General features: G+C 40.3%; 25 protein-coding genes, 2 tRNA genes and 2 pseudogenes. 4 read left to right on the forward strand and 25 right to left on the reverse strand.

Annotated features, from left to right (window positions below; genetic code table 11):
- Positions 1-54: 54 nt before the first annotated feature.
- From KKF19_03725 to KKF19_03760, 8 genes are all read right to left on the reverse strand, one after another.
- Entirely contained in the window at positions 55-348 is a 294-nt protein-coding gene (locus tag KKF19_03725) for a hypothetical protein (protein ID MBU2580033.1), read from the reverse strand.
- Positions 349-435: 87 nt separating this feature from the next.
- Positions 436-933, reverse strand: a complete 498-nt coding sequence (locus KKF19_03730) for a TIR domain-containing protein (protein ID MBU2580034.1) — start codon at positions 931-933, stop codon at positions 436-438.
- Positions 934-949: 16 nt separating this feature from the next.
- Positions 950-1,351, reverse strand: a complete 402-nt coding sequence (locus KKF19_03735; GenBank protein ID MBU2580035.1) for a hypothetical protein — start codon at positions 1,349-1,351, stop codon at positions 950-952.
- A gap of 6 nt (positions 1,352-1,357) precedes the next feature.
- The gene (locus tag KKF19_03740) at positions 1,358-1,801 is read right to left on the reverse strand and encodes a hypothetical protein (GenBank protein ID MBU2580036.1); all 444 of its coding nucleotides are present in this window, start codon (positions 1,799-1,801) and stop codon (positions 1,358-1,360) included.
- The gene (locus KKF19_03745; GenBank protein MBU2580037.1) at positions 1,786-2,193 is read right to left on the reverse strand and encodes a very short patch repair endonuclease; all 408 of its coding nucleotides are present in this window, start codon (positions 2,191-2,193) and stop codon (positions 1,786-1,788) included. The genes KKF19_03740 and KKF19_03745 overlap by 16 nt, the downstream gene beginning before the upstream one ends.
- Positions 2,194-2,197: 4 nt before the next feature.
- Positions 2,198-2,965: a type II restriction endonuclease gene (locus tag KKF19_03750; protein ID MBU2580038.1), complete on the reverse strand. Its 768-nt coding sequence runs from the start codon at positions 2,963-2,965 to the stop codon at positions 2,198-2,200.
- A gap of 20 nt (positions 2,966-2,985) precedes the next feature.
- A complete protein-coding gene (dcm, locus tag KKF19_03755) occupies positions 2,986-3,975 on the reverse strand; it encodes a DNA (cytosine-5-)-methyltransferase (GenBank protein MBU2580039.1) in 990 nt (329 codons plus the stop codon).
- A gap of 4 nt (positions 3,976-3,979) precedes the next feature.
- The gene (locus KKF19_03760) at positions 3,980-4,186 is read right to left on the reverse strand and encodes a helix-turn-helix transcriptional regulator (GenBank protein MBU2580040.1); all 207 of its coding nucleotides are present in this window, start codon (positions 4,184-4,186) and stop codon (positions 3,980-3,982) included.
- 71 nt (positions 4,187-4,257) lie between these two features.
- On the opposite strand from KKF19_03760, the pseudogene KKF19_03765 reads away from it, so the two are divergent.
- Positions 4,258-4,728, forward strand: a pseudogene (locus tag KKF19_03765) (recombinase family protein).
- A gap of 312 nt (positions 4,729-5,040) precedes the next feature.
- Positions 5,041-5,277, forward strand: a pseudogene (locus KKF19_03770) (zinc ribbon domain-containing protein).
- Between the two features lie 412 nt (positions 5,278-5,689).
- Here KKF19_03770 and KKF19_03775 read toward each other — a convergent pair.
- The 5 genes from KKF19_03775 to KKF19_03795 form a co-directional block, all read right to left on the reverse strand.
- Positions 5,690-5,761 (reverse strand) — tRNA-Asn (locus tag KKF19_03775).
- Positions 5,762-5,912: 151 nt separating this feature from the next.
- Complete coding sequence (locus tag KKF19_03780; protein MBU2580041.1) at positions 5,913-6,365, reverse strand: gamma-glutamylcyclotransferase; 453 nt, start codon at positions 6,363-6,365, stop codon at positions 5,913-5,915.
- Between the two features lie 59 nt (positions 6,366-6,424).
- Positions 6,425-7,525: a glycosyltransferase family 4 protein gene (locus KKF19_03785; protein ID MBU2580042.1), complete on the reverse strand. Its 1,101-nt coding sequence runs from the start codon at positions 7,523-7,525 to the stop codon at positions 6,425-6,427.
- Positions 7,526-7,527: 2 nt separating this feature from the next.
- On the reverse strand, positions 7,528-8,430 hold the full coding sequence (locus tag KKF19_03790; GenBank protein MBU2580043.1) for a glycosyltransferase family 2 protein: 903 nt from the start codon (positions 8,428-8,430) through the stop codon (positions 7,528-7,530).
- Between the two features lie 7 nt (positions 8,431-8,437).
- Positions 8,438-9,082: a VTT domain-containing protein gene (locus KKF19_03795; protein ID MBU2580044.1), complete on the reverse strand. Its 645-nt coding sequence runs from the start codon at positions 9,080-9,082 to the stop codon at positions 8,438-8,440.
- 148 nt (positions 9,083-9,230) lie between these two features.
- Here KKF19_03795 and KKF19_03800 point away from each other — a divergent pair, with 148 nt between their 5' ends.
- Entirely contained in the window at positions 9,231-10,661 is a 1,431-nt protein-coding gene (locus KKF19_03800; protein MBU2580045.1) for a hypothetical protein, read from the forward strand.
- 32 nt (positions 10,662-10,693) lie between these two features.
- Positions 10,694-12,007: an AIR carboxylase family protein gene (locus KKF19_03805; protein MBU2580046.1), complete on the forward strand. Its 1,314-nt coding sequence runs from the start codon at positions 10,694-10,696 to the stop codon at positions 12,005-12,007.
- 51 nt (positions 12,008-12,058) lie between these two features.
- Here the strand turns inward: KKF19_03805 and cfa are convergent, their stop codons facing one another.
- From cfa to KKF19_03865, 12 genes are all read right to left on the reverse strand, one after another.
- Complete coding sequence (cfa, locus tag KKF19_03810; protein MBU2580047.1) at positions 12,059-13,204, reverse strand: cyclopropane fatty acyl phospholipid synthase; 1,146 nt, start codon at positions 13,202-13,204, stop codon at positions 12,059-12,061.
- Between the two features lie 62 nt (positions 13,205-13,266).
- Positions 13,267-13,338, reverse strand: a tRNA-Gln gene (locus KKF19_03815).
- 4 nt (positions 13,339-13,342) lie between these two features.
- Positions 13,343-14,095, reverse strand: a complete 753-nt coding sequence (locus tag KKF19_03820; GenBank protein ID MBU2580048.1) for a hypothetical protein — start codon at positions 14,093-14,095, stop codon at positions 13,343-13,345.
- Positions 14,071-15,171 (reverse strand): DNA polymerase III subunit gamma/tau, encoded by a 1,101-nt coding sequence (gene dnaX, locus KKF19_03825; GenBank protein ID MBU2580049.1) that lies wholly within the window; start codon positions 15,169-15,171, stop codon positions 14,071-14,073. Before dnaX ends, KKF19_03820 begins: the two co-directional genes overlap by 25 nt.
- An 11-nt stretch (positions 15,172-15,182) precedes the next feature.
- Positions 15,183-15,626, reverse strand: a complete 444-nt coding sequence (locus KKF19_03830; GenBank protein MBU2580050.1) for a GtrA family protein — start codon at positions 15,624-15,626, stop codon at positions 15,183-15,185.
- 18 nt (positions 15,627-15,644) lie between these two features.
- Positions 15,645-18,185 (reverse strand): ATP-dependent Clp protease ATP-binding subunit, encoded by a 2,541-nt coding sequence (locus KKF19_03835; GenBank protein ID MBU2580051.1) that lies wholly within the window; start codon positions 18,183-18,185, stop codon positions 15,645-15,647.
- 4 nt (positions 18,186-18,189) lie between these two features.
- Positions 18,190-18,525: a hypothetical protein gene (locus KKF19_03840; protein ID MBU2580052.1), complete on the reverse strand. Its 336-nt coding sequence runs from the start codon at positions 18,523-18,525 to the stop codon at positions 18,190-18,192.
- A gap of 28 nt (positions 18,526-18,553) precedes the next feature.
- A complete protein-coding gene (locus KKF19_03845) occupies positions 18,554-21,001 on the reverse strand; it encodes a type IV secretory system conjugative DNA transfer family protein (GenBank protein MBU2580053.1) in 2,448 nt (815 codons plus the stop codon).
- A 46-nt stretch (positions 21,002-21,047) separates the two neighbouring features.
- Positions 21,048-21,482, reverse strand: a complete 435-nt coding sequence (locus KKF19_03850) for a hypothetical protein (protein MBU2580054.1) — start codon at positions 21,480-21,482, stop codon at positions 21,048-21,050.
- 45 nt (positions 21,483-21,527) lie between these two features.
- Positions 21,528-21,824 (reverse strand): hypothetical protein, encoded by a 297-nt coding sequence (locus KKF19_03855; GenBank protein ID MBU2580055.1) that lies wholly within the window; start codon positions 21,822-21,824, stop codon positions 21,528-21,530.
- Positions 21,825-21,870: 46 nt separating this feature from the next.
- Positions 21,871-23,949 carry a hypothetical protein gene (locus KKF19_03860; GenBank protein MBU2580056.1) on the reverse strand — a complete coding sequence of 693 codons (2,079 nt, stop codon included), beginning with the start codon at positions 23,947-23,949 and terminating at the stop codon, positions 21,871-21,873.
- 17 nt (positions 23,950-23,966) lie between these two features.
- Positions 23,967-25,403 carry a lamin tail domain-containing protein gene (locus KKF19_03865; protein MBU2580057.1) on the reverse strand — a complete coding sequence of 479 codons (1,437 nt, stop codon included), beginning with the start codon at positions 25,401-25,403 and terminating at the stop codon, positions 23,967-23,969.
- Positions 25,404-25,558: the final 155 nt, after the last annotated feature.

Raw genomic sequence — 25,558 nt, forward strand, 5'->3', positions numbered from 1 at the left:
CGATGGTCGATAGAGCCAATTTTCGCAACCGACAAGAAAGAATAAAAATAGCATTTAATTTCTGGGCATTCTTTTCTTTGATTTATGAATCAAATTCGGCAGAATGATTGTGAAAGTTTGTTGCGGATTTTGTTCGGGAGCCGAGTTAGACGAGGCGAACTCTGATTTGTCAGAGAAAATAGCGTTTTCTGTTTCTTCCCTTATTTTTTTCGCGCCGCTTTGCTTTCGCAAGGCAGGCGTTTTTTCAGAGGCAAAATTCGGAAAATTCTCTGAATTCTCTGAATAAAAGAACCGAATCTTAACATTTTCGGGGGAATAGATAATTTCTTTCAGAAATTTTTTAATCAAGAGGTTTCTTTCAATCCCTTTTTTCCGAGAGAGGGCGGAGAGGAGGGATTTTAGGGTTCGGGCTCCGCCCGAATTTTTTCGGACGAACTAATTATTTTTTCTAATCTCTATTGCCTCTTCAACTGCATTAGATAAGTGCTTTGAGATCCAACCATATCTTTCTTTACTGTTTGCTCCTGATGGATTATAACATTTTACTATCGTAGATAGTTTTTTCTTTGTTCCGCCATGAGTTATATAATTAAACGGATTATCCCCTTTTTCAGAGATACATCCATTACTATTTTTTAGTCCGTGAATACATATACCCACAACGCCCATACCAGCATCCCATGACTTCACTATTTCATAATTTATCCATTTTCTATTTGCGGTTTTATTTCCAATAAGCACAACGGCGCACGACCTGTATTCCATTTGATTATTTATCCATTTTTTAATCGCATCCTCACCAGCGTTTGTAATTTCTTCCCATTCATTATCGGGCGCTGGTTTATTCCCTTCGATAACACCTATATTGCGAATTTGAGACGCACGCCAACAATCTGGTCTGTAATGAAAACTATAAAAAACTTGTCTTTTTATCACCATGGTTTTGAATTTAATTTATTAAATATATGATTAATAACATGACGCCGACCAATGGTAAATAGAAAAATAGAAGTGTAGTTGAAAACATTGAGTATGTCCAACTATTCCTTTTGTCTTTTTTATATTTATTTACATTCATAGAAAAGTTGATTTCTTTTTCGTCAAGTTTTCTTACATAATTATATAAAGCCCTAAACAATCGCTCTTGCGAAAGAAAGTAGCCATCCAAAATCCAAAAAATAATAACTGGAAAATAAATAATAAAAATATAATTTGTATTAGTATCTTTTACAAACAACACAAACAATGCGGCAATTAATGTAATTGTCCAACCCCTCAAGAAAAATAAATTACCGGCCATTCTAGTAATGACTCCTTGTATAAATTCTAAATGTTTTCGTTTATTTTCCATGTTGATTCACCTACTATAACCGAATTCTTTTAGGAGAAAATTAATCTGCTTTCTATAATTTTCAACTAAATTATCGTTAATTGTTATCCTTTTATATTTCCCAACTAATGTAAACATAAAAATATTTTGAAGGTCGCTTTTCTTTTCATCTAAGTCCCAATGAGCCATTATATTTCTCAACCTTTGAACAAATCTCAAAGATTTTTTGATAGCAAGATAACCTTTCAATTTTTGAAAATAAGGTATTGATTCATAAATACTAATTTTATTATCAAAAGTAAGATAAGGAGTATTCACAACATTCCAAAAAAGAATTGTCGCTTTATTGTTACTTTTAGGAAAAAAATACTTTCTTAAGCGATAACCAAGAACGAACTCAACTCTTGTGGTGGATGAGATAATTTCCCCCCTGATTAAATCCAATTTTTCCCTGACTATTTTTTTATCCATAGGATAATTTTCTCAAGGGTTTTGGCTGGTTTTTTCTGTATCTCATGCTCCCAAACTCTAATAATTTTCCAGCTAATTTTTTTGTAATGACGATTAACTTCTTTGTCTCTTTGCTTATTCCTTTCAATTTTGGGAACCCAGTATTCTTTTCTTGTTGATGGAATGCGGCAGTGTTTTTTGCAGCCGTGCCAAAAACAAGAATCAATAAAAATTACTGTTTTGTATTTTTTCAAAACCAAATCGGGCTTTCCAAAATATCCTTTCGGATTTTTTCTATACCTAAACCCAGCTTTCCAAATCGCTTTTCTGAAATCAACCTCAATCTTGCTGTCCTTGCTTCTGACTTTGGACATAATCTCGCTTCTTTTCTTTTTGGAAACGGTATCTGCCATAAATTTATTTATCAAAAAGCAAAATCGGGTTAATTTTAAATTGAAGCATATTAGCAGAAGCTCGTCCGTTATCTCCGCCTTTTCTTTGCATTCCAATTTTCCCAATTTTTAAGCTTCCTTTAGAGGCAATTTTAACAGGTCCTTCGCCAAAAATGTTCATTGCTTCGTTTATTGATTTTAAAACCCACTTTTCTTGAATGTCATCTTTTGAAATAACTAACATCCAATCGGCTGAAAACTTGCCTCTGCCTTTTAATAAATCCGAAACAACCAAAATTTTATTATCTTCAAAAAATTTAACGATTTTATTTTGATCATTTTCGTTCATTTCGGGTAAAAACATTCTTCGCAGATCTTTTAATCCTTTTTTTCTTGGCTTTGTTTCGCCGGTAAAAAGTTTTAGCAATTTCGCGATGTCGGCTGGAATGTTCCATAATTCAATATATTTGCCTATCCATCTTTTATCAACCTGATTGCCTCCGCTATTATGATTGCTAACCAGTTTTACTTGTAAATTTTGAACATCTATTTGAGATTTTAACTTGATGCTTATCTGTATTTGCACTTGAACATCGGCTTTATACGAGCCCCTTATTTTAGACGCTTTTACATATTCAATATCATTGATATTATAGTCCATCGCTTCAAGCCATTTTTGAGCGGTTTTATCTTTCTCCCAGTCGTTGAATTTATCAATAACATCTTTTTCATTCCTAAATCCGTCTTTTGCGGTTTTGGATCCTCGTTTTATTAATTCTTTTTTGGCGGTCATATTATTTGTTTGTTTATTTGTTATTTATTTATAAAATTAAGAAGGCTTTTGCCGAACGCTTCAACAGTATTGACGGTCATCGCGTTGCCGGCTTGGCTAAGCAGGTAAATATCTTGAATTTTATCTTTGACTTTGCTTGATATTTCTTTGGGAAATCCTTGCAATAGCAAAGCCTCGTAGCCGGATAATTTTCTAAATTTTCCATTTTTGACATACAAAATTCCGTGTCTTCCTGTTCGCAATGTTGGCGCCTTTCCTCGATATAGACGCAAATCTGATTGGCGAGTGTCTATAATCAAATAATCCTCTTTTAAAAATTCGTCAACTGAAAATCTATTCTTATTATATTTATTATTAACATAATTTAAGAATGTTTCGTAAGTTCTTTTCTTTTCGCCAAATTCCAGTTCGCTATCGTCTATTAAATAATCTTTAAGTTCGGGGGTTTCTACAATTTCCGGATATACAAATCTTTTATCATTCTTCGCTAAATCATTTCGCATTCCGACAAAATATATTCTTTCCCTCATTTGCGGCACTCCGTAATGAAGGCTGCTAACCAACTTCCAATAAACATTGTATCCCGCTTCGCCCAGAGCGTTCAAAATGATTTTTAACGATTGGCCGCTCCCATGATTCAGAAGGCCTTTCACATTTTCTAAAATAAAATATTTTAGATTTTTGGCTTTCATTATATCTATCAAATTAAAAATAATTTGACCGCGCCGATCTTTCATTCCCGTTCTTTGCCCCATAACCGAAAAAGTTTGGCATGGAAAACCAGCAATCATTAAATCAAATTCTGGTAAATCATCAGGGTTTATTTTTGTTAAATCGCCATAATTTTTTTCTTCATTGCCAAAAAATTCGCGATATGTTTTTTCTGAATTTTTATCAATTTCTGAAAAACCGACGCATTTCATTCCTAAATTTTCTAGACCAATTCGTCCGCCTCCAATGCCGGCGCAAAAATCAATAAATTTCAATTTGTTGTTTTTCGCATTCGTCATATTTTTATTTTACTAAATCATCAATAGAAACGCCCAACGCTCTTGCTAATTTGATTATTGTTTCAATTTTTGGATTTTTAATTCCGCCTCTTTCAATTTTAATAAGTGTATTGTAAGAAATGCCGGCTTCTCTTGCCAGTTTTTCCTGCGACCAGCCCTTTTTAGTTCTGTATTTTTTTAGATTTTTTATATTGTTATGCGCAATTGACATAGTATCTTAATACGCTATACTGGAATACAAGAGATAATAAAACTTGTATCTAAGTAAATAATAACAAAAATATGAACAAAAGACAATCTAAAAAATGCGCGATTTATACAAGAGTATCCACGGACAACCAAGCGGAAAAAGAATTTTCGTCTTGCGACGCCCAAGAGCAAAAAATAAAGTCATTCATCGCCAGCCAAGAGAATTGGCAGGTTTTTAAGGTATATTCTGACGCGGGATATTCTGGAGTTAATACAGACAGACCCGCGTTGCAAGAACTGCTTTCAGATTTGAAACAAGAGAAAATTGATATTGTCTTTGTGTATAAAATAGATCGGCTCACCCGTTCGCCAAAAGATTTTTATCAGTTGATTGATTTTTTTGAGCAATCAAAAATTGATTTTATTTCTATTACTGAAAGATTTGACACTTCAACGCCGGCAGGGCGGCTTTTGCGAAATATTATGCTTACATTTTCGCAATTTGAAAGAGAATTGGCAAGCGAACGAACAAAAGACAAATTATTGGAACGGGCTAAAAAAGGAATGTGCAACGGCGGATTGACACCCTATGGATATATTCGTGAAAATAAAAAACTAATCCCCCACTCAAAAGAATCAGAAGAGATAAAATCAATTTTTGAAAAATACCTTGAAACAAAATCTCTTTCTGCTGTTTATAATTTTTTAAAAGAAAGGGATGTTAAAAATAAAAACGGCAAAAATTTTTCAAAAACAAGTATCGCCCACATCTTAAGAAATGTTGTTTATAACGGAAAAGTAAAATATAACAATATAATTTATAATGGACTTCACCAGCCGATAATTTCAGAAGAAATTTTTGCCCTTGCGCAAGCAATGCACAAAAACAAAATAAAAAAATTAAGACTGTATAAAAATTTTCTTTTCGGCGGATTGATTAAGTGCAAAGAGTGCGGCTCTAAAATGACATCTTGTTTTACTAACAAAAGAACAAATGAAAAATTAAAAAGATATTATTACTATCGTTGCACCTCAACACTAAGAAATGATTGGCAAAGTTGTTCAGTAAAACAAGTGTCTGCCGAAAGATTAGAAGATTTTTGTTTGGAAAATTTAGAACGAATTTCCGTTGATAAAAACTATATTGAAAATTTGGTTTTCCGCTTGAATAATGATTTTCAATCGCCCTATCGGGCTGGATACGAACCAGCAAAAGCATGCTCTAAACTTTCGCTATTTTCGGCAAAGAAAATCGCGAACAACCTAAAATCCTTCCTCTCCGCCCTCTCTCGGAAAAAAGGGATTGAAAGAAACCTCTTGATTAAAAAATTTCTGAAAGAAATTATCTATTCCCCTGAAAATGTTAAAATTCGGCTCTTTTATTCAGAGAATTCAGAGAATTTTCCGAATTTTGCCTCCGAAAAAACGCCTGCCTTGCGAAAGCAAGGCGGCGCGAAAAAAATAAAGAAAGAAACAGAAAATGCTATTTTCTCTGACAAATCAGAGTTCGCCTCGTCTAACTCGGCTCCGCGGGCAGGATTCGAACCTGCAACCAATTGCTTAACAGGCAACTGCTCTACCATTGAGCTACCGCGGAATATTTAATTATTGATATGATTTTATACCAAAAAACTATAATAATCAAGGTTAGACCTTGTGCCAATAATTTTAAAAATATAACTTAAATAAAAAGACCGATTAGTATTTTTATAACCAATCGGTCTCAATAAAACTATTGTTAATTGAAATTAAACCTCCGTTGTTTTTATAGATTCCAAAAAATCTATATAATCAACTGGTAATTTTTGCTGTCGCGCTCCCTTTAATATTTTATTCATATACAGCAAACGCGGCTGGCCACTTCCTTTTTTGATTTTGACAAAATACGCCCATGCGATATGCTCTTCACCGTAAGAATTAAAAACGACGATTTTTTGCCTTAGATAGCCGTCAGTCAAATGGACAACTTCCCGTTGGTCTAAAACTAACATATCCGACATTGTGAGAGCATAAACCGCGCCCCAAACACGATTATTAGGATCAAATACCATATCAGCCACCCATCCGCCTTTTGTGGATTTTCGCGTAAAATCTAATTTGAAATTTGGATAATACGCTAATGTTCCAAAAGAAGCGCTTGAACACCTTTCTCGCATTTGTTCATAAAGCAAATTTGAACCATAAGCAAAATATAATTCCACAACCTACCTCCTTTGATTCTCGGGTTAATATTTTAAATAACTATGAACAGTATAATATATTATAATCTTTTTGTCAATAAAGCATCAAGCGTTTCCCTCGCGCATTTTTTCCATGAGAATTTTTGCGCTTGTTCCAATCCCCTGCTAATTAATTCCTGCCGCGCGCTTTTATCCGTCAGCGCCTCGCGCATCGCTTCTGAAATTTCGCTGATGTCATAATTATCCTGAATGTAAATCGCCGCCTCACCCGCTACTTCTGGGATTGAAGCGACTGGACTGGTAATGACTGGTGTTCCGCAAGCGAGCGCTTCCAAAACGGGCAGGCCAAAGCCCTCATAATCGGAAAGCCAAACCAACAAATCCGCCGCGTTGTAAAGAAGAGCCAAATCTTTAGAATTGATATATTCTTTTCGCAAAACTCCCCTGCTCTTCATAGAAAAACAAGTATAATTTTTTCCAACAATTAAAAACTGGTAACCAGGCAATTCACCGGCGATTTCTCCAAACGCTTTAATCGCTTCTGGTAAATGGCGACGATTAAAAATTGAACCAATGTAAAATATAAACTTATTTTTCACCCCGTATTTTTCCTTAACTTCCGCCAGTTTATTCTCGTCATCAATCCGTCTAAACGACTCGTCCGCCGCTAAAGGCGTGACAAAAACCCTTTCCGAATCCACTTGATAATATTTCAAAACCTCCATTTTGCTATACTCCGAAGGAACAAAAATAATCTCCGCTTTTCGCGCAGCTATTTTAGAAAATCTTTTTAACAATATTTTATCCCAAACACTCGGCCAGTTATATAAATCAGGGCGCGCCTGATAAATAATATCATGCAAGGTTAACACTATCTTCCCGCCATAAAAAAGCGGCGCGACATAAGCTGGACAAAACAAAAGATCAATCCCGTCCTTCTTAGCCGCCCGCGGTAAAACAAAATGTGTAAAAAAAGCATTACTCCGTCCGCCGATTATCTTTTTTTCAAAAACCGCCTCTGACAAGATTAAATCCTTCGGAATTTCTTCTTTAAAATACAAAATAAATTTCAAATCATTAGGCAAATTAAAACTATTCCACTCTTTCAGCAGATTAAACAAATAGCGGCCGACGCCCGTCCGTCCGCCTTCCAAATTCCGCCCATCAATCCCAATAATCATATTTAAACCTTTCCTCTTTTTCCTAAATAAAAATCCTTCATCCCTATTAAAATATACTTCGCCCAAACGCGCTTTTTTGGGGAAAAAACCAATTTAATCAACTGCTTAATCGTTCGCCAAAGCGCATCCAAGTGAACAAACGGCAAAACATACCATGGCGCGAATTTACTCGCTAAAATCAATCCGTTTCGGATGTGATAATAAATATACGAAGGCGAACCCTCAACCGTACTCTTTGAACACTTATGCCAAATCTTTGCCGCTGGGACAAAAACTGTTTTAAACCCCGCCCTCCTCGCGCGCAAAGACCAATCTACATCTTCGTAATACAAAAAATATTCATTCGGCATTAAGCCAATTTTTTCTAACGCCTCCCGCTTCGCTAAAAGACAGCACCCCGTAATATACTCTGTCTCTTGGATCGCCGGCAAATCATACTGCCCCTTATCCATCTCGCCATACCCCCTCATCGTCCCTTTGTTATACAACCAATTCACCTCCCCGCCCGCAAACCAAATTTTATTCGGTTCGTCCGCAAAATATATCTTCGCCCCTAAAAAACCGATTTTTTCGTCGCTCTCCCCCGCTTCAACTAATCTCGTTAAAAAATCAGCGCTCGCAATCGTATCGTTATTCAAAAGTAAAACATAATCGGCGCCATTTTTCAAAGCATATCTAATACCAACATTATTCCCTTCGGAAAATCCCAAATTTTCTTTATTGTAAATGACTTTAATTGAAAATTGAAAATTGAAAATTGAAAATTTTTCAGTTGACCCATTATCAACCACAATCACCTCGCAATTTGGATAGTCAACATTTTCAAGCGACTCTAAGCACTCGTGCGTATCCGCCCAATTATTCCAGTTAACAATTATAATAAAAACCTTCGGCGGCATAATCATAAAAAATTTATTTACCCTCAAACCTTCGTTCAAACAAATAATATATCAGCGCGGCAGCGGCGACTCCAATCAAAAACAAGGCCGCGAATAACCTCCAATCCGCCTCAATAAACGCTCCGCTTGCGTAAACAACCAAAAGCGCGAAAGGCAATTCCGCCAAAAATGTAATCAAAAGATATCGCCAAAAATCATAACGAAATATCCCAAAAACATAGCCCGTTTCCGAAGGAGTGGCAAGACGAAAAAGAAAAAGCAAAAGAAAAGTCATTCGCGGCTTCAGTTTAAGAGTCCACCCTTCCAACCTCTGCCGCCCCGCGATTTTGCTAACCAGTGGATACCCCGCGTACCGCCCAATCGCGTAAGAAACGCAACCGCCTAAAAGCCATCCAAGCAAAAGTAATAACAAAGTTGCCGCCTCCCCCCATGTCATCACCACTAAAGGAACAAGCGGAACACTGCTAAACATTCCCAAAAGCATAGACACCGCCGCAAGCAAAACAAACGCCACGGGCGCGAAAAACGGATAGCGCTCAACAAACCCCTCAAAAACTGCCGTCAAATCAGACAAAGCGCCCCGCAAATAAACAGAAGAGCCAAACAAAAAAGCGACAAACAAAACAAGAATGAAAATAAATATAGTTTTCTTGCGCATCTCTTTTATTATACCACATTCTCCCAATCAGTAAAAAATAATACCTGTTTTTATTGACTTTTACGGTCATATCAAGCACTATATTCAACAACAAGAATAGAAAGCCCTTTAAAAAATGAATAAGAAATAAAATAAGGAGGACTGAAAAATGAATGAAAGGAACTTGATTTTGCCTGGAAATCCAAGATATCAACCCAAAGAAATGAAGGATTTTTTTGGCTATGACAACCTTTACTTTGGTTTGGCGCAAGTAGAAATTGCCACATTGGAAGCGCTCGGAGAAATCGGCGTAATTCCTGCAGAAGAGATGGAATCGTTGACGCTGGAACTGAAAGAAAAACTTTTGGCAATTCCAACAAATCAGGTGGATAAAATTGAGAGGGAAATCACCCATCATGATGTTCGCGCTTGGATTAGAGAAGCTCAAGAAATAATGAATTGCGCTTTAGCCAGATGGGTTCATATTCCTCTCACCAGTTATGACGCTCTGGATACCGGAAGAATGATCCAATTTCAATCCGCCTACCAGAAAGCGCTTAAACCATCATTAAAAGAAGTTGTCTCTCTTTTGGCGGATTTAGTTGAAAAATTTGCGGGACAACTGCAAATTGGCAGAACACACGGACAACACGCCTTGCCAATAACTGTTGGATTTTGGCTAGCAACCATCCTTCAACGAATTCTCTATAATTGGCGCCAAATGGATATTTATTCTCGAGGGTTGGTCGGCAAGATTTCAGGAGCGGTCGGAGCTTACAATGCCCAAGTCGGACTCCGGTTAGAACAACGATGCGGCGATAAAACTTTTGAAGAACGGATTTTAGAAAAACTTAATCTAATCCCGGCAAAAATCAGCGCGCAAATTCTTCCGCCCGAACCGCTCGCCTATTTTCTCTTCTCGTGCGCTATGATGTCGGCCTCGCTTGGGCAGTTAGGAAGAGATTGTCGCCACTTAATGAGAACGGAAATAGCCGAAGTGATGGAATCCTTTGAAAAAAATCAGGTCGGCTCGTCCACTATGGCTCATAAGAGAAACCCGATTAATTTTGAGAATCTTGAAGGAATGTGGTTAAGAACAAAAAATGAATTCGGCAAAGTAATAGACACTCTCATCAGCGAGCACCAACGCGATTTGGTCGGCAGTTGCGTTGCCAGAGATTATCCTATTATTCTAATTAATCTCCAGCAACAGATTAATACTCTAACTAAAAAGAATAAAGAAGGAATTCCGTTTCTTTCAAGAATCGCGATTGACCCAGAGGCCTGCCAAAAAAATTTCGATATGAGCTCTAATCTTATTCTCTCTGAACCTCTATATATCGCTCTGCAAATGGCTGGCTACCAAAGAGATGCTCACGAATTGGTTAATAGAGTACTGGTCCCCGAAGCGAAAAAAACAAATTCGTCTTTAATTGAAGTATTAGAAAGATTGGCTAATAAAGATGAATACCTTCAAGAAGTGTTGGGAAAGATTCCTGAAGAAATTCAAGAACTTTTCCGACATCCCGAAAACTACATCGGCAAAGCCAAAGAAAAAGCGCGAGAAATAGCGCTCTCTGCCAGACGCCTAATAGAGTAAAAACCCAAAGAAGACAGAAAAGGAGACGCAAAATGAATTATGAAAAAGGATCACTGCTTAATGAAGGTAAAACAAAGAAAATTTGGGGCGTAAGGGATAACCCCGACATCGTGATTATTGAAAATAAGAAAGATATTACGGCCTTTGATGACCCAAGTTTTACCAAGGAATTTGAAACTAAAGCCATTTATTCTACCAACATTACCTGCCGCGTATTTGAACTTTTGCGGAAAGCTGGCATCCCCGCGGCTTATCAAGAACAGGTTTCGCCGACCGAATTTCTGGCCAAAAAATGTATTATGATTCCCTTGGAAGCGGTTGCTCGACGATTTGCCGTAGGAAGTTATCTCAAAAGACACCCTGAATTAACTCCAAGAGAAAATGAAACGCCTCATCGTTTCCACCGATTAGTTATTGAATTTTTTCTTAAGACCACCGAAGGGAAGCTGGTTATACCGGGATATGGGAAAATAGTACAAGGACTTGACTCACAAAAAGGCGAAGAAGATCCTTTTATTACCAACCCTTACGAAGCAGAATGGCGTCTTTTTCATTCAAAGAAACCGTCATGGGATTCTGAAGCAGATTTCAAAAAATCCGTTTCAGCAATTAAGATTCTAGGAAGTGATTTTAAAGAAAAAATCGGGCAGATGGAAAACATTCTCCGAAAAGTATTCTTAGTCCTTGAAGGCGCTTGGAATACTATGGGACTCCGAATGATTGATATGAAAATTGAATTCGGAATTACCGCCGACGGAAAACTTATAGTAGCCGATGTGATTGATAACGACAGCTGGCGGCTCCGCGACGCTAAATGGCAAGAATTAAGCAAAGAAGCGTTCCGCCAAGGAGAAGAACTTTCCGAAGTTGAAAAAAAATATGGAATTGTTTCTTCACTAATTGATCAAATCAGAATTCCTAAACAAGTTTTAATTTTCTGGAAAGGTTCAAAAAGTGATCTATCGCTCAATGTTCAAATCGTCCATTTTGACATTAATGAAATTATTTTATCCGGTCACAAATCTCCAAGAAAAGCCCTTGCTCAACTTGATAAGATTATCGGGAAATATCCTGACGGCGGAGTAATTATTGTCAAAGTCGGACGGAGCAACGGACTTGGACCTATGCTTGCAGCCAGAACAAACTGGCCTGTTATTGCTATACCAACCACAATTGAAGAATACCCTGAAGACATTTGGAGCAGTATCCGAATGCCATCTAATGTTCCTTTGTTGACTACCTGGCCGGAAAAAAATGCTTTCCTGGCCGCCCTAAACATCCTGGCGCAAAAAAATCCGCTGGTTTATATGAGAAGGCAAATGCAAATTGAGGAACTTGATATCTAAACTCCTCAAAACACAAACCAAAAAGGAAGAGCAAAATCGCTCTTCCTTTTTTTACCTAACGCTCGCGTATCCACCCGCTACGCCGTTTTTGGAAAAGACAATTTGCCATACTTGGTTTTTTCTCACCCTGAAACTGCCCGCGCACGCGAGCAAATAATATGACCACATTCTGTAAAACCTTTGGTCATAAATATTTTTAATTTTATCCCAATTATTTTTAAAATTCTGATGCCAAGCCATAAGCGTCTTGTCGTAATCAGCTCCAAAATTATGCCAATCTTCAAGCACAAACAAGCCCTTTGCCGCATTAATAATTTTTTCCGGCGAGGGAATGACAGAATTTGGAAAAATATATTTATTCATCCACGGGTCTGTCGCGACACGCGCTACATTTCTCCCAATAGTATGCAACAAAAACAATCCGTTATCTTTCAGACAGTTGCGCGCAACTTTCATATATGTCTGATAATTCTTGTAACCGACATGTTCAAACATGCCGATAGAAACAATACCGTCAAATTTTTCGGAAATATCCCTGTAATCTTGCAGCCGTATCTCAACCGGTAAGTTCTCGCATACTCGCCTGGCTAAATCGGCCTGCTCTTTGGAAACAGTGACACCGACCACTCGCGCCTCGTATTTTTCGGCGGCGTATTTGGCGAACCCTCCCCATCCGCACCCGATATCCAAAATCTTCATCCCCTCCTTCAGCCCTATTTTCCTGCAAACTAAATCCAACTTTGCCTCCTGCGCCTCATCAAGCGTTTTCGCGTCTTTCCAATATCCGCAACTATAAATCATTCTCTCATCAAGCATATTTTGATAAAGCGCGTTGCCGAGATCATAATGTTTTTCTCCAATTAAAAAAGCGCGCGATTTTTTTTGAAAATTGATTATTTTGGCCTTAAGCAAAATCCACAGGAGCCATTTGGAAATTTTAACTTTTTCGTCCAGTTTTGCCCCAAGAACCCTATAAAAAAACTCGTCAAGTGCCGCGCAATCCCACCAGCCGTCCATATATGACTCGCCCAAACCCAAAGACGCGCCCCCTAAAACCCTCTGATAAAACCTTTCGTCATGAACCCTAATATCCCGCGGCTCGCTCCCGCCCACTCTAACGCCCGCCTCGCCCAGCAAGGATTCTATTATCTCCCTCCCCCCGTTTTTTATTTTTTTACCTCCATAATTTCGCGTCATATTATTGAAAGCATTATAACACAAAAACAACCGCCCAGATAGCGATTGTTTTATTTACTTTGCTGGGGAGGAGGGATTCGAACCCCCGCTTTTCGCTTTCAAAGAGCGACGTGTTACCGCTACACCACTCCCCAAATTTTAAATTTTACTTACTATCCCCTCAACCCAACCCATCAATTTTCTGTTGAGATTTGTGCTTCTTTTCACCGTGATATCAAGTAGCCCAAAGTAATTATTGTTATCCACCTTACGATTGGTTTTTATATTATGCTTTTTGAATACGGTTTTTCTAAACCTGACTACGGGCACTCCAACAATTTTAGACCAATATTTTAAAGATTTTTCTTCATCGCCTGTCTCGTGAATATACAACCTCATATCCATATTCTTTTTGGAAACATTACAAATTTCAATAAGCCATTTAAGAAAAATCTTTATCATTCTTGGATCTGAATTGCTAAATCTTAACCCTTGAGAAACATTTGTTTCCTTTTGTTTTGACCCTTCCGCCCAATACAGCGCTATTCCAATTAGAAATAACTCCTTTTTACCAATCTTTTTTATTTCCTTTCCGGCTAAAGTTTTTATCTCTTCTGTGGCTCTGATTCTATTTTCGCGACATGTTTGTTGCGCTTTTTTTTGGGCCAATTTTCTTTTTTCAGTAAGTCGTTGTCGCTGCCTTTTGGCTAATCCTATTTCACGAAGCCAAACCGACAATGTAGATTTGGCTACTGGCACCAATCTCAAAATTTCGTTATACGATAATCCCTTTTTTCTTAACACTATTGCTTTTTGTTTTTCTCTCGTTTTTGAAATCATGAACCATGGATATATTGTCTCCATTATACATCTGTGGTTTTGATAAATCAAGCCGAATTTTCTCCGCAGCATTCCACTACTGCCAGTTCTAAAGGCAGTTGGGGGAAGTCGGCGGATTTTACTTCGTTTTCGGCTTGGATGAAGAGACGGATTGTTTTGATTAAATCCGGCTGGGAAAACTTTTCTCCCTGTCCTGTTATAACATCCAACTGCTCCTTGGTCAATTCTATAGCAATCAGTTTCGCTAATTCGGGGTCAACTTTCAAAATCATCATTTTTCTCAAATAGTTAATGAACGATTTCGTGAATTGGACCGGGTCGTATCCTTTGCCAAAAATTTCGTTAATATGATGAATCGCTTCCGAATTTTTCTTCTCCGCCAAAAAGCCCGCCAACTCCTGAACCGAACGAATATCAACCACTCCTAAAATATCTTGAACTTCTTTCAGCGTAATCTGCTTGTCTTCCATGGACATAATCTGCCCGAGCAAACTTTCCCCGTCGCGCATCGCCCCGTCGGCGTTAAGGGCGACCAATTCAAGCGCTTCTTTTTCAATCGCCACCTTTTCCTGTTTGGAAATCCAAGCCAAGCGTTCAGTAATTTTTTCCAGAGTTAATTTGTAAAAATCAAATCTTTGACAGCGGGAAATAATCGTCTGGGGGATTTTTTGAATTTCAGTCGTAGCGAGAATAAAAATCGCGTGCGCAGGCGGCTCCTCTAAAGTTTTAAGCAAGGCATTAAAGGCCGGCTGGGTGAGCATGTGAGTCTCGTCGATGATAAAAACTTTGTATTTTAATTTACTCGGACTAAATTGTATCCCGTCGCGCAACTCTCTAATTTCGTCAATCCCACGATTAGACGCCGCGTCAACTTCAATCAAATCCATTGACTTGCCGTTATTAATTTCTACGCAAGCAGGACATTTACCGCATGATTTATGACATGTTCTATTTTCACAATTAACCGCCTTGGCGAGCAGACGGGCAATTGTCGTCTTCCCCGTCCCTCTCGGTCCGGTAAAAAGATAAGCGTGCGCGACCTTATCCATTGCCAAAGCATTCGTCAAAGTTCTAACGACATGCTCCTGCCCCGCGACCTCCTCAAAACTCTTCGGCCGATATTTTCGATACAAAACTAAATTTGACATATACAAAACTATTACCGCTTAAAGACAATAAACTTATACCCCGCGAAATTCCAGACCAGCGAAATACCCGTCGCGACGACCTTGGCTAAATTCGCCCAAAGTTCCGCGCTCAAGCCGAACATCGGCGAGACCAAAGTCGTAATAACATAAACCACAGTCGTGTTAAGCGCCATCCCAACCAGTGTAATCGCGACAAACTGCGCAAATTCCCCCGCTTTTTTCTCTGTTTCCCCGGCGCGGAAAATCCAAAACTTATTCCAGAAAAAGCTGTTGATGACCGCCACCGAAAAAGAAACCGCGTTTAACAGAATAATATACTTCCCGCTATAAATCCCCGTCTGCCACATCAGCAAATTCAAAATCGCGAAATCAATCCCCGTATTCAAAAACCCAATCAAAACAAATTTGCTAAACTGAACAACCAACTTTTTGTATTTTTCGTTTAATAAAAACATAAATTTTTAGTTTCATCCCTATATCTCGGGGGCTTTCTCGACCTTGAAAACAAGCCCTTCTTGTAAAATTACTTTATCACGGCGTTTGATTTTATCCTCTAAAAACAACCGTGCCAACTCGCTTTCCACTTTGTCTTGAATCACCCTCTTCAGCGGCCGCGCTCCATAAAGCGGGTCAAACCCAGCCAAAGCCAATTCCCGCGCCGCCTCTTCTTCAACTTCAAAAACAACGCCCTTTTCCGCCAACTGCTCCCGCGCGCTGTTTAAAAACAATTTTGTAATCTCCGTCACATTCTCAACCGAAAGCGGCTTAAAAAGTATAATCTCATCAAAGCGATTCAAAAATTCCGGCTTAAAATCCTTCAATAAGACCTTTTCCTTCAACTCCCTGTAGATTTCTTTATAATCAACCGCTCGCCTGATTTGCTGCTGAACAAATTGTGTCCCCGCGTTTGAAGTAGCGATTAAAATCACATTTGTAAAGTTAATCGTTTCTCCCGACGCGTCAGTCAACCGCCCATCGTCCATTACTTGTAAAAACAAATTCAAAATATCCGGATGCGCCTTCTCTATCTCGTCCAAAAGCAAAAGCGCGTATGGCTGTCTCTTGACCGCTTCCGTTAAATATCCTTTATTCACGCCCTCTTCCGTCCGAAAACCAATCAGCTGCCGCAAACTTCTCTTTTCCTGATACTCGGACATATCTAATCGTATCATCCTCTTTTCATCGCCAAAATAAACGCGCGCCAGTGTTTTCGCCAATTCTGTTTTTCCCACGCCCGTCGGTCCGACAAAAAGAAAATTGCAAATCGGTTTTTTCTTTTCCTGCAATTGAAGACGGCTCCGTCTTAAAGCGTTCCCCACCGCTTTAACCGCTTCTTCTTGGTTAACCATTCTCCGATGAATTAACTCCTCCAATTGAAGCAGTTTTTCTTTTTCCGTTTCCATCACCTGTCCCAATGGAATTTTGGTCTTTCGCGCGACTAATTCAACAATGTCTTTCTCGCCGACTTGGCTTCCCACCCCTCCCCGCTGTCTAACAACATACGCTGATTCGGTTAACAAATCAATTGCCTTGCCTAAAAGCGCTTTTCCGTAAAGATATTTATCCGCCAAATCAACCGCTCGGTCCAGCGCGTCAACCGAGAAAAAAACATTAATCGCTTTTTCAATAACAAAAATTTTAGTAACTAAAATCCGCCAAAGAAGATTTCTGGACGGCTCAGCTAATTCAATTTTATTCAAAACCCGACCCAATATTTTACCCTCAATTTTAGAAGAAAACCCATTTAGCGAAGCGGTCCCGATAAAAAAGAAGGCGTAATTATCCAGCGCCGAAGCCAAAATCTCCGCGAAATCCAAACCCGTTTCTTTGCTTTTCAAACCAGCCAAACTATCCACATCGTCAATGACTAAAACAATATTCCCCGCCCGATTAACCTCAAAAATTATTTTCCTCAAATACTCCTCGCCCCTCTCGCTCGCCTCGCTCAATCCGACCAAACTTCCCAAATCCAATTTAATTAATCTTTTGTCTCGCAGAAGTTTTGGAACATTTTCCTCCACCATCATTTGAGCTAATTTTTTCAAAACGGCCTTTCTCCCCACCTCGCTCTGCCCAACCAAAACCGCGCCCACTTTCCCCAGACCAAAAAAATTAAAAATTTCCTCTATCTCTTTATCCCTGCCCAAAACCATTTCAAATCCTCCCTGTCGAGCCATAAAAGTCAAGTCATAACTAACTCTGTCCAAAAGAGGCGTTAAGGCGGCCGTCATCGCCCGATTTAATTTCCCTTTTGGCTTAAAGAGCCGTTTCCAAAAAAACATTTTTTCGCGTTTTTCAATTTCCTCATCCAGACGCGCCCATTCAACTACCCGTTCAATTTCTTCCGAACTTATGCCAAATTCGTCAAAAATCATCCCAACTAAATTTTTTCGTCGGCTAATCGCCCAAAGAATATCCAAAGAATTTATTTTTCGCCTCTCGTTTTTTAACGCAAAAAGATAAGCGTCAAAAAATATTTGTTTAAAGTCAGACGCTATTTTAGGTCCTAAAATCCCCCCTTTCTCTTTTGTCTTTGGAAAAAAAGAAGAATTTTCAAGAACCGATTTCGTTTTTTGAACGACATCCTTCGGCTCGCAATTAAGCCGCTTAAGAATTTTTTTGAACTCTTTGTTTTTTAAGAAAACATAAAAAATGTGGATTGGACGCAAAGAAGAATATCTTTTACGCTCGCAAAAAATCCAAGCGCTCTCCAACGCCTTTCGCGCCGAACCGTCCAAAAAAGAAGACACTTCAATTTTATCATCATCTGGCTTAAGCAGTTCGCTTGTTCTAATTTTGCCCCCCGTCTTTTTCTTCCGCCAAAGATAGAAAAGAAACATATCAGCGAATAAAGATAAGGATGATAGAACAAAAATTCCATAAATCCCGAACAAAACTAAAAAAATAACTATTAACCAACCCAAAACAACCTTTAATCGCCTCAAAGCAATAGCCAAAACGCCCAAGCCGGGCTCAAACCTAAAATCCGTATTTTGAATATCAAGTTCAGACATAAATTTATATCATTCCCCAAACAGCCAAAAGAGGCAAAAGCGGCCACAGCGCAAAAGCAATCGTCCAAAAAACAAACAAAAAAACAAAAAAGAGCGAGCGCCAAAAAATCTGCCACGAGCGAACAAATAAACTTAAAACATAAGCGTCCCAGCCGCGCTCCCCGTACATCGGTCTAAAAAAATTCTCAAAAAGAATTCCCAAAGCCAATCCCCGCCAGCCGCCCTTAATCCGCCGCCAACAAAAAACAGCCGCCTCCTTCAACCCCTCGCCATACCACCATATAGGGAAGTAGACAACCAACCAAAAAGCGTCTAAGAATAAGTTTTTGAAAAATTTCATATTAATTAGGGGGCTGCCCCCTGCGTCCTTAACTCTTATACCTCTCCCCAATTTCCCTCTCAACCATCACCTTATCCCTCCCGTATTTCAGCCGCGAAAGTTCCTTGATCGCTTCGGCGGTTTCCGCGTCGCCCTTTTCGGGCGGGTAGGTCGCAATACTGAACGGCTTGGATGTCTCGTTATTAAGCATTAATTTAACATAAGCGTTAAAATTACCCACATTAATCAAATCATTCGCGTCAAAAATCGGCTCAAACTGCTTCACTAAAAATTCCGCGTCCTCCGCGCCAACCCGAAAACTCGCCATTGAGCCAACATTTCCAAAAACCGCGTCGCGAATCCCTTCGGTTAATTGCCCAATAAACTGATGAGCGAGAACCAAGCAAAGCCGATATTTTCGCGCTTCCGAAAGAATAGTTGAAATACTATCTGTGGCGAAATTTTGAAACTCATCCATATATAAATAAAAATCTTTCCGTTCCTCTTCCGCCATGTCAATTCTTGAAAAAGCCGCAATCAGCAATTTGCCCGTGACAATTAAACCGAGCAAAGAACTATTTGTATCCCCCAATTTCCCCTTGCTTAAATTAACGAGCAAAATTTTCCGCTCATCCATAATCTTCCTAAAATCAAGCGAACTTTCCGACTGTCCGATAATCGGCCTCATATAATCATTGGCGATAAAAATGTTAAATTTAGAAGTGATATAAGGAACCATATTCGCCAAAGACGCGTCGCCACCCGCTTTTTCCGCTTCCTTTTCCCAAAAATCCTTGACCACAATATTCCCGCATTTCGCCAGTAATTTATCGCGAAAATTCTTATCAGCCAAAACCTTCGGCACTTCCATCAGAGTAGATTTCTCATTCGGGTCGTCCATTAAAAGCAAAAGCGCGTTGCGAGTATATTGCTCAAACATCGGCCCGCCGGTCGTTTTCATATCATAAAGTTTGTCAAAAATATTCATTAACTCATTCACGGCAAAGGTTTTCTGCTCTGGATAAGCCGGGTCATACTCAAGCATATTCAAGCCCAAAGGCCTCCCCAAATCAGAAGGGTCCAAAACAATTACATCTTCCGCTCGCTCGCTTGGAACCAACGCTAAAATTTTCTCAACCAAATCGCCGTGCGGGTCAAGAACGCACACGCCCCGCCCTTCTTTAATGTCCTGTATCGCCATATTCTGCATAAAAGCCGATTTTCCGGTTCCGGTCTGTCCAATTGTATAAAGATGCCGCCTCCGGTCGTTTTCCTGCAGACGAACTACCGCCTCTTCGCCGCGATAAGCGTTCTTGCCTAAAATTATCCCCTCTTTAGGCAAATTCGCGGGCGGAGCCGCCTGTCCCGATTTCAAAAACTTAACCTTGGGCGTCTCCAAAGACGCGGTTGGAAAATGAAAAATACTCGTCAATTCCTCCGTCCCTAAAAGCATCGCCCGCTTTTTGTTAAAAAGGCGAAAAGAAAATTCGTAAATCAATTTTTTTAACTCCCGCCCCTTCCGCAACCTAACCGACTTTAACTGGTTCATATCCGAAGCGTTAAATTGCGCGAAAACCGATTCTAAATGCCCCAAAATCTCCTCCGCTCTCTTTAATTCGCCAGCCGAAACAAGCAATCTGACATTCGTCTCAAACCCCGCCTTGCCCGCCTTGTTTTCTATCGCTTTAATCACATCTTCCTGTCCTGGAGTGAGCGACGGTTTTTCTTCCGCCATCTCTCCTTCTTTTTTAGGCGGCTTAATGCTCGCCCTAAAATCCTTAATAATTTTGACTAACCAATTTCCGCCCTTCTCCGATTTCGCCGCTGAAAAACTCTTTCCCTTTTGCATTTCTCGCGCGATGCCTCGGCTTAAATTTTGCCATTTTGGAGAAGTTGGTCTAATAACAATCTGAATTGCCGCCCCCTCCCCTTCTTTTTCTAATTTGCTCAAAGCATTCGTAATCTCGTTGAGCGGGTCAACTTCCAAATTTTGATAAGTCCTAAAAGGCAAAACAAAACTTTGAGCCAGTTTTAAATACGAGCCAACCGCCGCCCCTTTTGGATTAAAAATATTATAATCGTCGCTTTCTTCAACCGATGCTTCTGGGTAAAGCCCGTGAATTTGTTTTTCAATAATATTTTCATAACGCCGTGGCGCAGCCAAATAAAAAGAAATTTCCTCGCCCACCCGCGGCGTCGCGATTTCAAACGCCAAATACGGCTGACCATAAATAAAAATATCCTTTGTTTCTCGGATATTGCTCAAGCCGTTATAAAGCTGTTCCATGACCGCGACAATTTCCTTCTCACTCTTCGGCGCGCCGCCCTCCTCTTTTTTAACTTTTTTAGGCAAGGAAATCAAAAAAAGACGCATATTTAAAGACCGCGTAATCCGCCCTTTATTTTTAAGATGCATTACAAAAACCGCCGCCCCCAAGCCAACCACGCTTAGAGCAAGCAAAACGGTAATAAGTAAAAGAATTTGACTTAACGGCATATATAAGGGGACAGTCCCTCGCCGCGAGGGACTGTCCCCGTCTTAGTTAGATCTCCTTTAGCTTCCCCTCTTTAATCAACTCTAACTTATCTAATGTATCGTGAAATTCATCAAGGACAAAAGCGTTATCCAACTCCTTCGCCACTCCAACAGCAAAATCAGGCCCCTCTTCAAGAGCCAAATTCCGAAGCGCCTCAATCTGTTCCTGAACGCCCAATTTGCTAATCTCTTCAACTTTCTTGCCACGCTTCGCCTTGTCCTCCTTCGCCGAGGCTTTGGCGGACAAGTCATCCGCGGGCGGCGCTGGTTTTACCTCTTCAATAACTTCCTGCTTTACTTCTTGCTTTACTTCTTGCTTTACTTCCTGTTCAACTTTCTCAACCTCAACTTCCCGAGGGGACAGTCCCTCGGGACGAGGGACTGTCCCCGTCTCAACCGGCTCCGTCTCAACCTCCCCAATTGACTCTTTATATTTGTCCATAATTTTACAAAGGGGGCTGCCCCCGCAGCGGGGGCAGCCCCCGTCTTAGTTTATCGTCCCTTTTATCTCCTCCTTAAACTCCCGAACCACTCCTTCAACCATCGCGTCATAATCGCTAATCTTCGTCCTTAAAAACTCTGCAATCTTATCCGGATCATCCGTCTCCCTTAACTTCTCAAACTCAACCCTGTCCTCGTCCGACAGTAATTCAAGCGTTTTGACGGTAATCCGCTTCAAAACCGACTCTGTCATCACCGTCAAAAGCTCCGCCTGCTTCTCCTCCGACAACCCCGCCAAACCCAACTCCTCAATAATACTTTGTTTTATTTGTTGTGTATCCATAATTTTTTTCATGGGGGCAGCCCTCGCCGCGAGGGCTGCCCCCATTTTAGTTTATCGTTCTTAAAAACCGACTTACTGACATTTGTTTTATATTCGCGCTTGGATTAAACCCGCGAATAAATTCAGCTAATTTAATTTGTCTATTAAACTCAATCGCGCCTAATTTTCCATCTGAAGGCAGCCCAATTGCTTTCGCGCCTCCTGGCTGGTTAAATATCTCCCATGCTTCTTTGCTTGAAGGAATTTTTTCAAGTAATTCGCTCACTTTAACGCTCTTAATCGCTTCGTATTCGGCTTTACTAAAGCCGAACGCCTTAATATGCGCCATTTCATTTTCTAAAAACGGGTCAACTCCTTCCTCTGGTAATTCTGGTTGCGCTTCTAAATATGTCTTAAATCTCTGATCATCTAAATTTATCTCAACTCCTTTATTAGTCAAAATCTCATCTATCTTCCCTGAAGTCAGTTCCTCGCCCGGATGCGCCGCCGTCCAGTCGCCCAATATTTTATCGTTATTTGTAATATTTTCCAAAGCCGCTTGCTTTAAGGCGCTTGCATCCCCAAATATTTCATCCATCCCCGCTTTATCCTCAAAAATGCTTGAAAAATCAATTTTCTGCCCCACTTTAATTTTATCAATATCCTCCAATCCAAACTTACCCGGATCAGCCGCTATTTTACCCTTAATCGCGTCAATCAAATATGTTTTCCTCGCCCCATCCAGCCCCGCGAATTTCTCTCCATAATTTTTTGCCAACTGCTCCTCCGCCATTTTCCAAACCGAATCCCCTTTCCCCGCCACTTCCACGAAACCGCCGCCCGTTTCCATCGGCGCGCTTTCAGGAACAACCTTCGCTTCGGGGACTGTCCCCTCTGCGGGGACAGTCCCCTGATTCTCCACCGTTGGCGCCGCTTCCGCCCCAAGACCCACCTTCTCCTTCGCCCAATCCGCCCACTCATGAGGAATAACATTTCCCAACGCCTTAGCCGTCCACCCCGAAGCGATCAAAGCGCCCATTGACCCGGCCAGCGCGAAGCGCCGATATTTCTCCCATTTCTTCCCGCCTTCCAATTCAAGCAATTTTTCGTCTAATTTTTTATCCCCATTCTTTATGCTCTCCATCAACTTGTCCGCGAATTCAGCCGTCACTTCCTTCCCCGCTTTTTTCTCTTGGCTTCTCTTAATCAATCCTTCAAGACCAACCGCCGCCGCTGAACCGCCCAAAACTCTCTGAAACCACCTGCCCGCCACAACTCCCGTCACCATTGCCGCGCCCGCCGCTCCGCCAACCGCGCCCGCCGCCACGCCTCCCGCTAGCAAACCAGCCGAAAGCATTAGTTTGTATTTCAAAGGCATCTTCCGATACTTCTCAACTACTTTTTTAGAAATATTCAAAACTTTTTCAAACCTTGACGCCCCGCCTCTTAATTCCAAATCCAATTCCGTTTTTTTGTCATACAATTTATTCGCCTCCGCCGCGATTGTTTCTATAATAATATCTTTTTCGGATCCGGAATCCAGTATCTCCGCTCTCCGCGCCTTTAACGCTTCAAAATACCTCCCCTTCGCCTCCGCGTATTCCTTCCCCGCGTTCCCGCCATCTTTTTCAAAATCTTCTTTCGTCTTTTTTTCTTTAGAAAACTTTTTCTTCGCTCTAATATATTTCTCCGCCATCAAATCCACTTTCGCAAACTCTCCCCGCGCCTCCTCTAAAATCTCTGTCGCTGTCTTTTCTTTCTCTATTTTCGCTTCTTTTTCTTTGTCAGCAACCAGCTCTTTCTCCATCTCTTCTATCTCGTCTTTGTTTTCATCTTCAAATGTCTTATCAATTATTTTTTGATTCTCTTCGCTAATAGAGGACAGTCCCTCGCCGCGAGGGCTGCCCTCGTCTTTGTTTACTTTTTTTAATTTTTTTAATTTTCTCGCTTCAACTTTCTTCACTTTTTTCGTCTTGTCCTCCAAACTGCCCGCTATATTTTTCTTAACCAGCGCCGGCTGGTCTTCCCATTTCCTTACCACCTTCGCCACCTCCGATGTATCCGAGCGCTCAAAAATCTCCGCCCCAAAAGCATGATTTACTAATTCTTCCGCATCCTTCTCATATTTTTTATCTTTATCGTCCATAAAATTATTATACCATACTAATACTCATACTCCCAAACGACCAGCCCGTTTCCGTCCCTTAAAATAACCTTATCGCTCACATTATTTAAAATATCAATTGACTTGCCCAAAAAAACCCTCCACTCATCGCCAAAAAAATCAACCTCCAAATAGTGGTCGTTATAGCAATACGCGTAATTAAACTGCTCGTTCAAAAACGCGACACATGTATTGTCAACGCTAACCTCATAATTGCTGGAATAATCGGGTATTTCGCACTCGTCTAAATCGTCAATAAAAGAGCGGCAGGCTGTTTTCAAATGACTGTATTCCGACGCGTCAAAAACGGGGCAATCCTCATTCAATGATGGATAAAACTGCTCGCTTTGGTCTAAATATCCCGCGCATTTGTTGGTTCTAAAATCTATTCCCTGGGGACTTATCCCGACAGAGATAATAACCTCATCATCAGGAGCCAATTCCACATCCGCGGGAGTGCTCGCCGAAAAAGGATACCGCAATTTATGAATCGCTTGCGGAATGTCCGCCGTTTCGTTGCTTGTCTCAATCGTCCATCCACCCATATTAACTGCGTTATCGCTTTCATTAACTAAAACCAAATAATCATTTTCAAAATCGTCTTCGTCGTAAGAAATATCGTCAATTTCCACGGCTCCATAATTAGACGAAACCCCTATTTGAAAACTCCAAGAAGCCGGACTGTGGTCAACATAACCCTCTTCATTCATCGCCCGGACAAAAAAGGTAAATGCCCCATTCCAACCCGACAAATCATACTCCTTAACATAATCATCGCCCTCGCCTTCCCACTCATCGTCATACCCTGACAAATATGTTTCAAACTCCAGTTCGCTTACATCGCCCAAAGGATTAGTTCCTGTGTATGTAAAAGAAATGTCAGTACTCTCTATCGCCTCGCCTTGCGACGGACCGCTCAAAATACTTGTTTCCGGATATCGGTTCGGCTCCGACAATGTTAAAGAAGCGCCCTCATCAAAATCGTCCAAAACATCATCGTCAACGCTAATAATATATTTCCACCCAAAACCATTCCCCGTAAAAATGCCCGGGCTGGGAATCCATCGTTTCTTCCCCAACTCAATCAAATAGACCTCGGGACCGGAGCCCTTTAATAAACTTCCGTCTGGATAATCCTCCCCGTCATCCCAATCTTCACTCCGCGGATAACTCCCCACAACCGAATTCGTGTATGTCTTAATATTCTCCCAAATAAAATTAAAGACCGAGAATGTCTCCGGGTCGGGAATCCAATGCCTCGTTCCTTTCTCCAATAAATACACCTCTGGCCCGCTTCCCTTTATTAGGTCCAGCTTTGGTAAAAACGCGTTCGCAAAAAAAGGCGCGGCAAAAAGAACCAAAAACAAAAAAACAAATTTTAATTTCCCTTTTTTATCAAACATTACATTATCCACATTGATTTTAACATAAAACATAATGTATAATCAACATAACTAATCCCCAATGAAAGAAATTCAAGGTCAGACCCTTTTATGGCTTTCTTCTGCGACGAGCGCTTTAGATTTTTCTGATACGCGTGGGGCGCCCTTTAGGGCTAAAGCGTTCGGAAAAATCTAAACGCGAGTATTTA

This window comes from Patescibacteria group bacterium (genome assembly GCA_018830295.1).
Taxonomy (GTDB): Bacteria; Patescibacteriota; Minisyncoccia; order Portnoybacterales; family UBA2143; genus JAHJSM01.

Coding starts and splice junctions, on each gene's coding strand:
- KKF19_03750 (MBU2580038.1), bottom strand. CDS start 2,965: ATGACCGCCAAAAAAGAATTAATAAAACGAGGATCCAAAACCGCAAAA.
- KKF19_03805 (MBU2580046.1), top strand. CDS start 10,694: ATGAATTATGAAAAAGGATCACTGCTTAATGAAGGTAAAACAAAGAAA.
- cfa (MBU2580047.1), bottom strand. CDS start 13,204: ATGACGCGAAATTATGGAGGTAAAAAAATAAAAAACGGGGGGAGGGAG.
- KKF19_03850 (MBU2580054.1), bottom strand. CDS start 21,482: ATGGACAAATATAAAGAGTCAATTGGGGAGGTTGAGACGGAGCCGGTT.
- dnaX (MBU2580049.1), bottom strand. CDS start 15,171: ATGTCAAATTTAGTTTTGTATCGAAAATATCGGCCGAAGAGTTTTGAG.
- KKF19_03745 (MBU2580037.1), bottom strand. CDS start 2,193: ATGGCAGATACCGTTTCCAAAAAGAAAAGAAGCGAGATTATGTCCAAA.
- KKF19_03845 (MBU2580053.1), bottom strand. CDS start 21,001: ATGCCGTTAAGTCAAATTCTTTTACTTATTACCGTTTTGCTTGCTCTA.
- KKF19_03840 (MBU2580052.1), bottom strand. CDS start 18,525: ATGAAATTTTTCAAAAACTTATTCTTAGACGCTTTTTGGTTGGTTGTC.
- KKF19_03795 (MBU2580044.1), bottom strand. CDS start 9,082: ATGCGCAAGAAAACTATATTTATTTTCATTCTTGTTTTGTTTGTCGCT.
- KKF19_03835 (MBU2580051.1), bottom strand. CDS start 18,185: ATGTCTGAACTTGATATTCAAAATACGGATTTTAGGTTTGAGCCCGGC.
- KKF19_03830 (MBU2580050.1), bottom strand. CDS start 15,626: ATGTTTTTATTAAACGAAAAATACAAAAAGTTGGTTGTTCAGTTTAGC.
- KKF19_03735 (MBU2580035.1), bottom strand. CDS start 1,351: ATGGAAAATAAACGAAAACATTTAGAATTTATACAAGGAGTCATTACT.
- KKF19_03855 (MBU2580055.1), bottom strand. CDS start 21,824: ATGGATACACAACAAATAAAACAAAGTATTATTGAGGAGTTGGGTTTG.
- KKF19_03740 (MBU2580036.1), bottom strand. CDS start 1,801: ATGGATAAAAAAATAGTCAGGGAAAAATTGGATTTAATCAGGGGGGAA.
- KKF19_03760 (MBU2580040.1), bottom strand. CDS start 4,186: ATGTCAATTGCGCATAACAATATAAAAAATCTAAAAAAATACAGAACT.
- KKF19_03785 (MBU2580042.1), bottom strand. CDS start 7,525: ATGATTATTGGGATTGATGGGCGGAATTTGGAAGGCGGACGGACGGGC.
- KKF19_03820 (MBU2580048.1), bottom strand. CDS start 14,095: ATGCTGCGGAGAAAATTCGGCTTGATTTATCAAAACCACAGATGTATA.
- KKF19_03790 (MBU2580043.1), bottom strand. CDS start 8,430: ATGATTATGCCGCCGAAGGTTTTTATTATAATTGTTAACTGGAATAAT.
- KKF19_03800 (MBU2580045.1), top strand. CDS start 9,231: ATGAATGAAAGGAACTTGATTTTGCCTGGAAATCCAAGATATCAACCC.
- KKF19_03860 (MBU2580056.1), bottom strand. CDS start 23,949: ATGGACGATAAAGATAAAAAATATGAGAAGGATGCGGAAGAATTAGTA.
- KKF19_03865 (MBU2580057.1), bottom strand. CDS start 25,403: ATGTTTTATGTTAAAATCAATGTGGATAATGTAATGTTTGATAAAAAA.
- dcm (MBU2580039.1), bottom strand. CDS start 3,975: ATGACGAATGCGAAAAACAACAAATTGAAATTTATTGATTTTTGCGCC.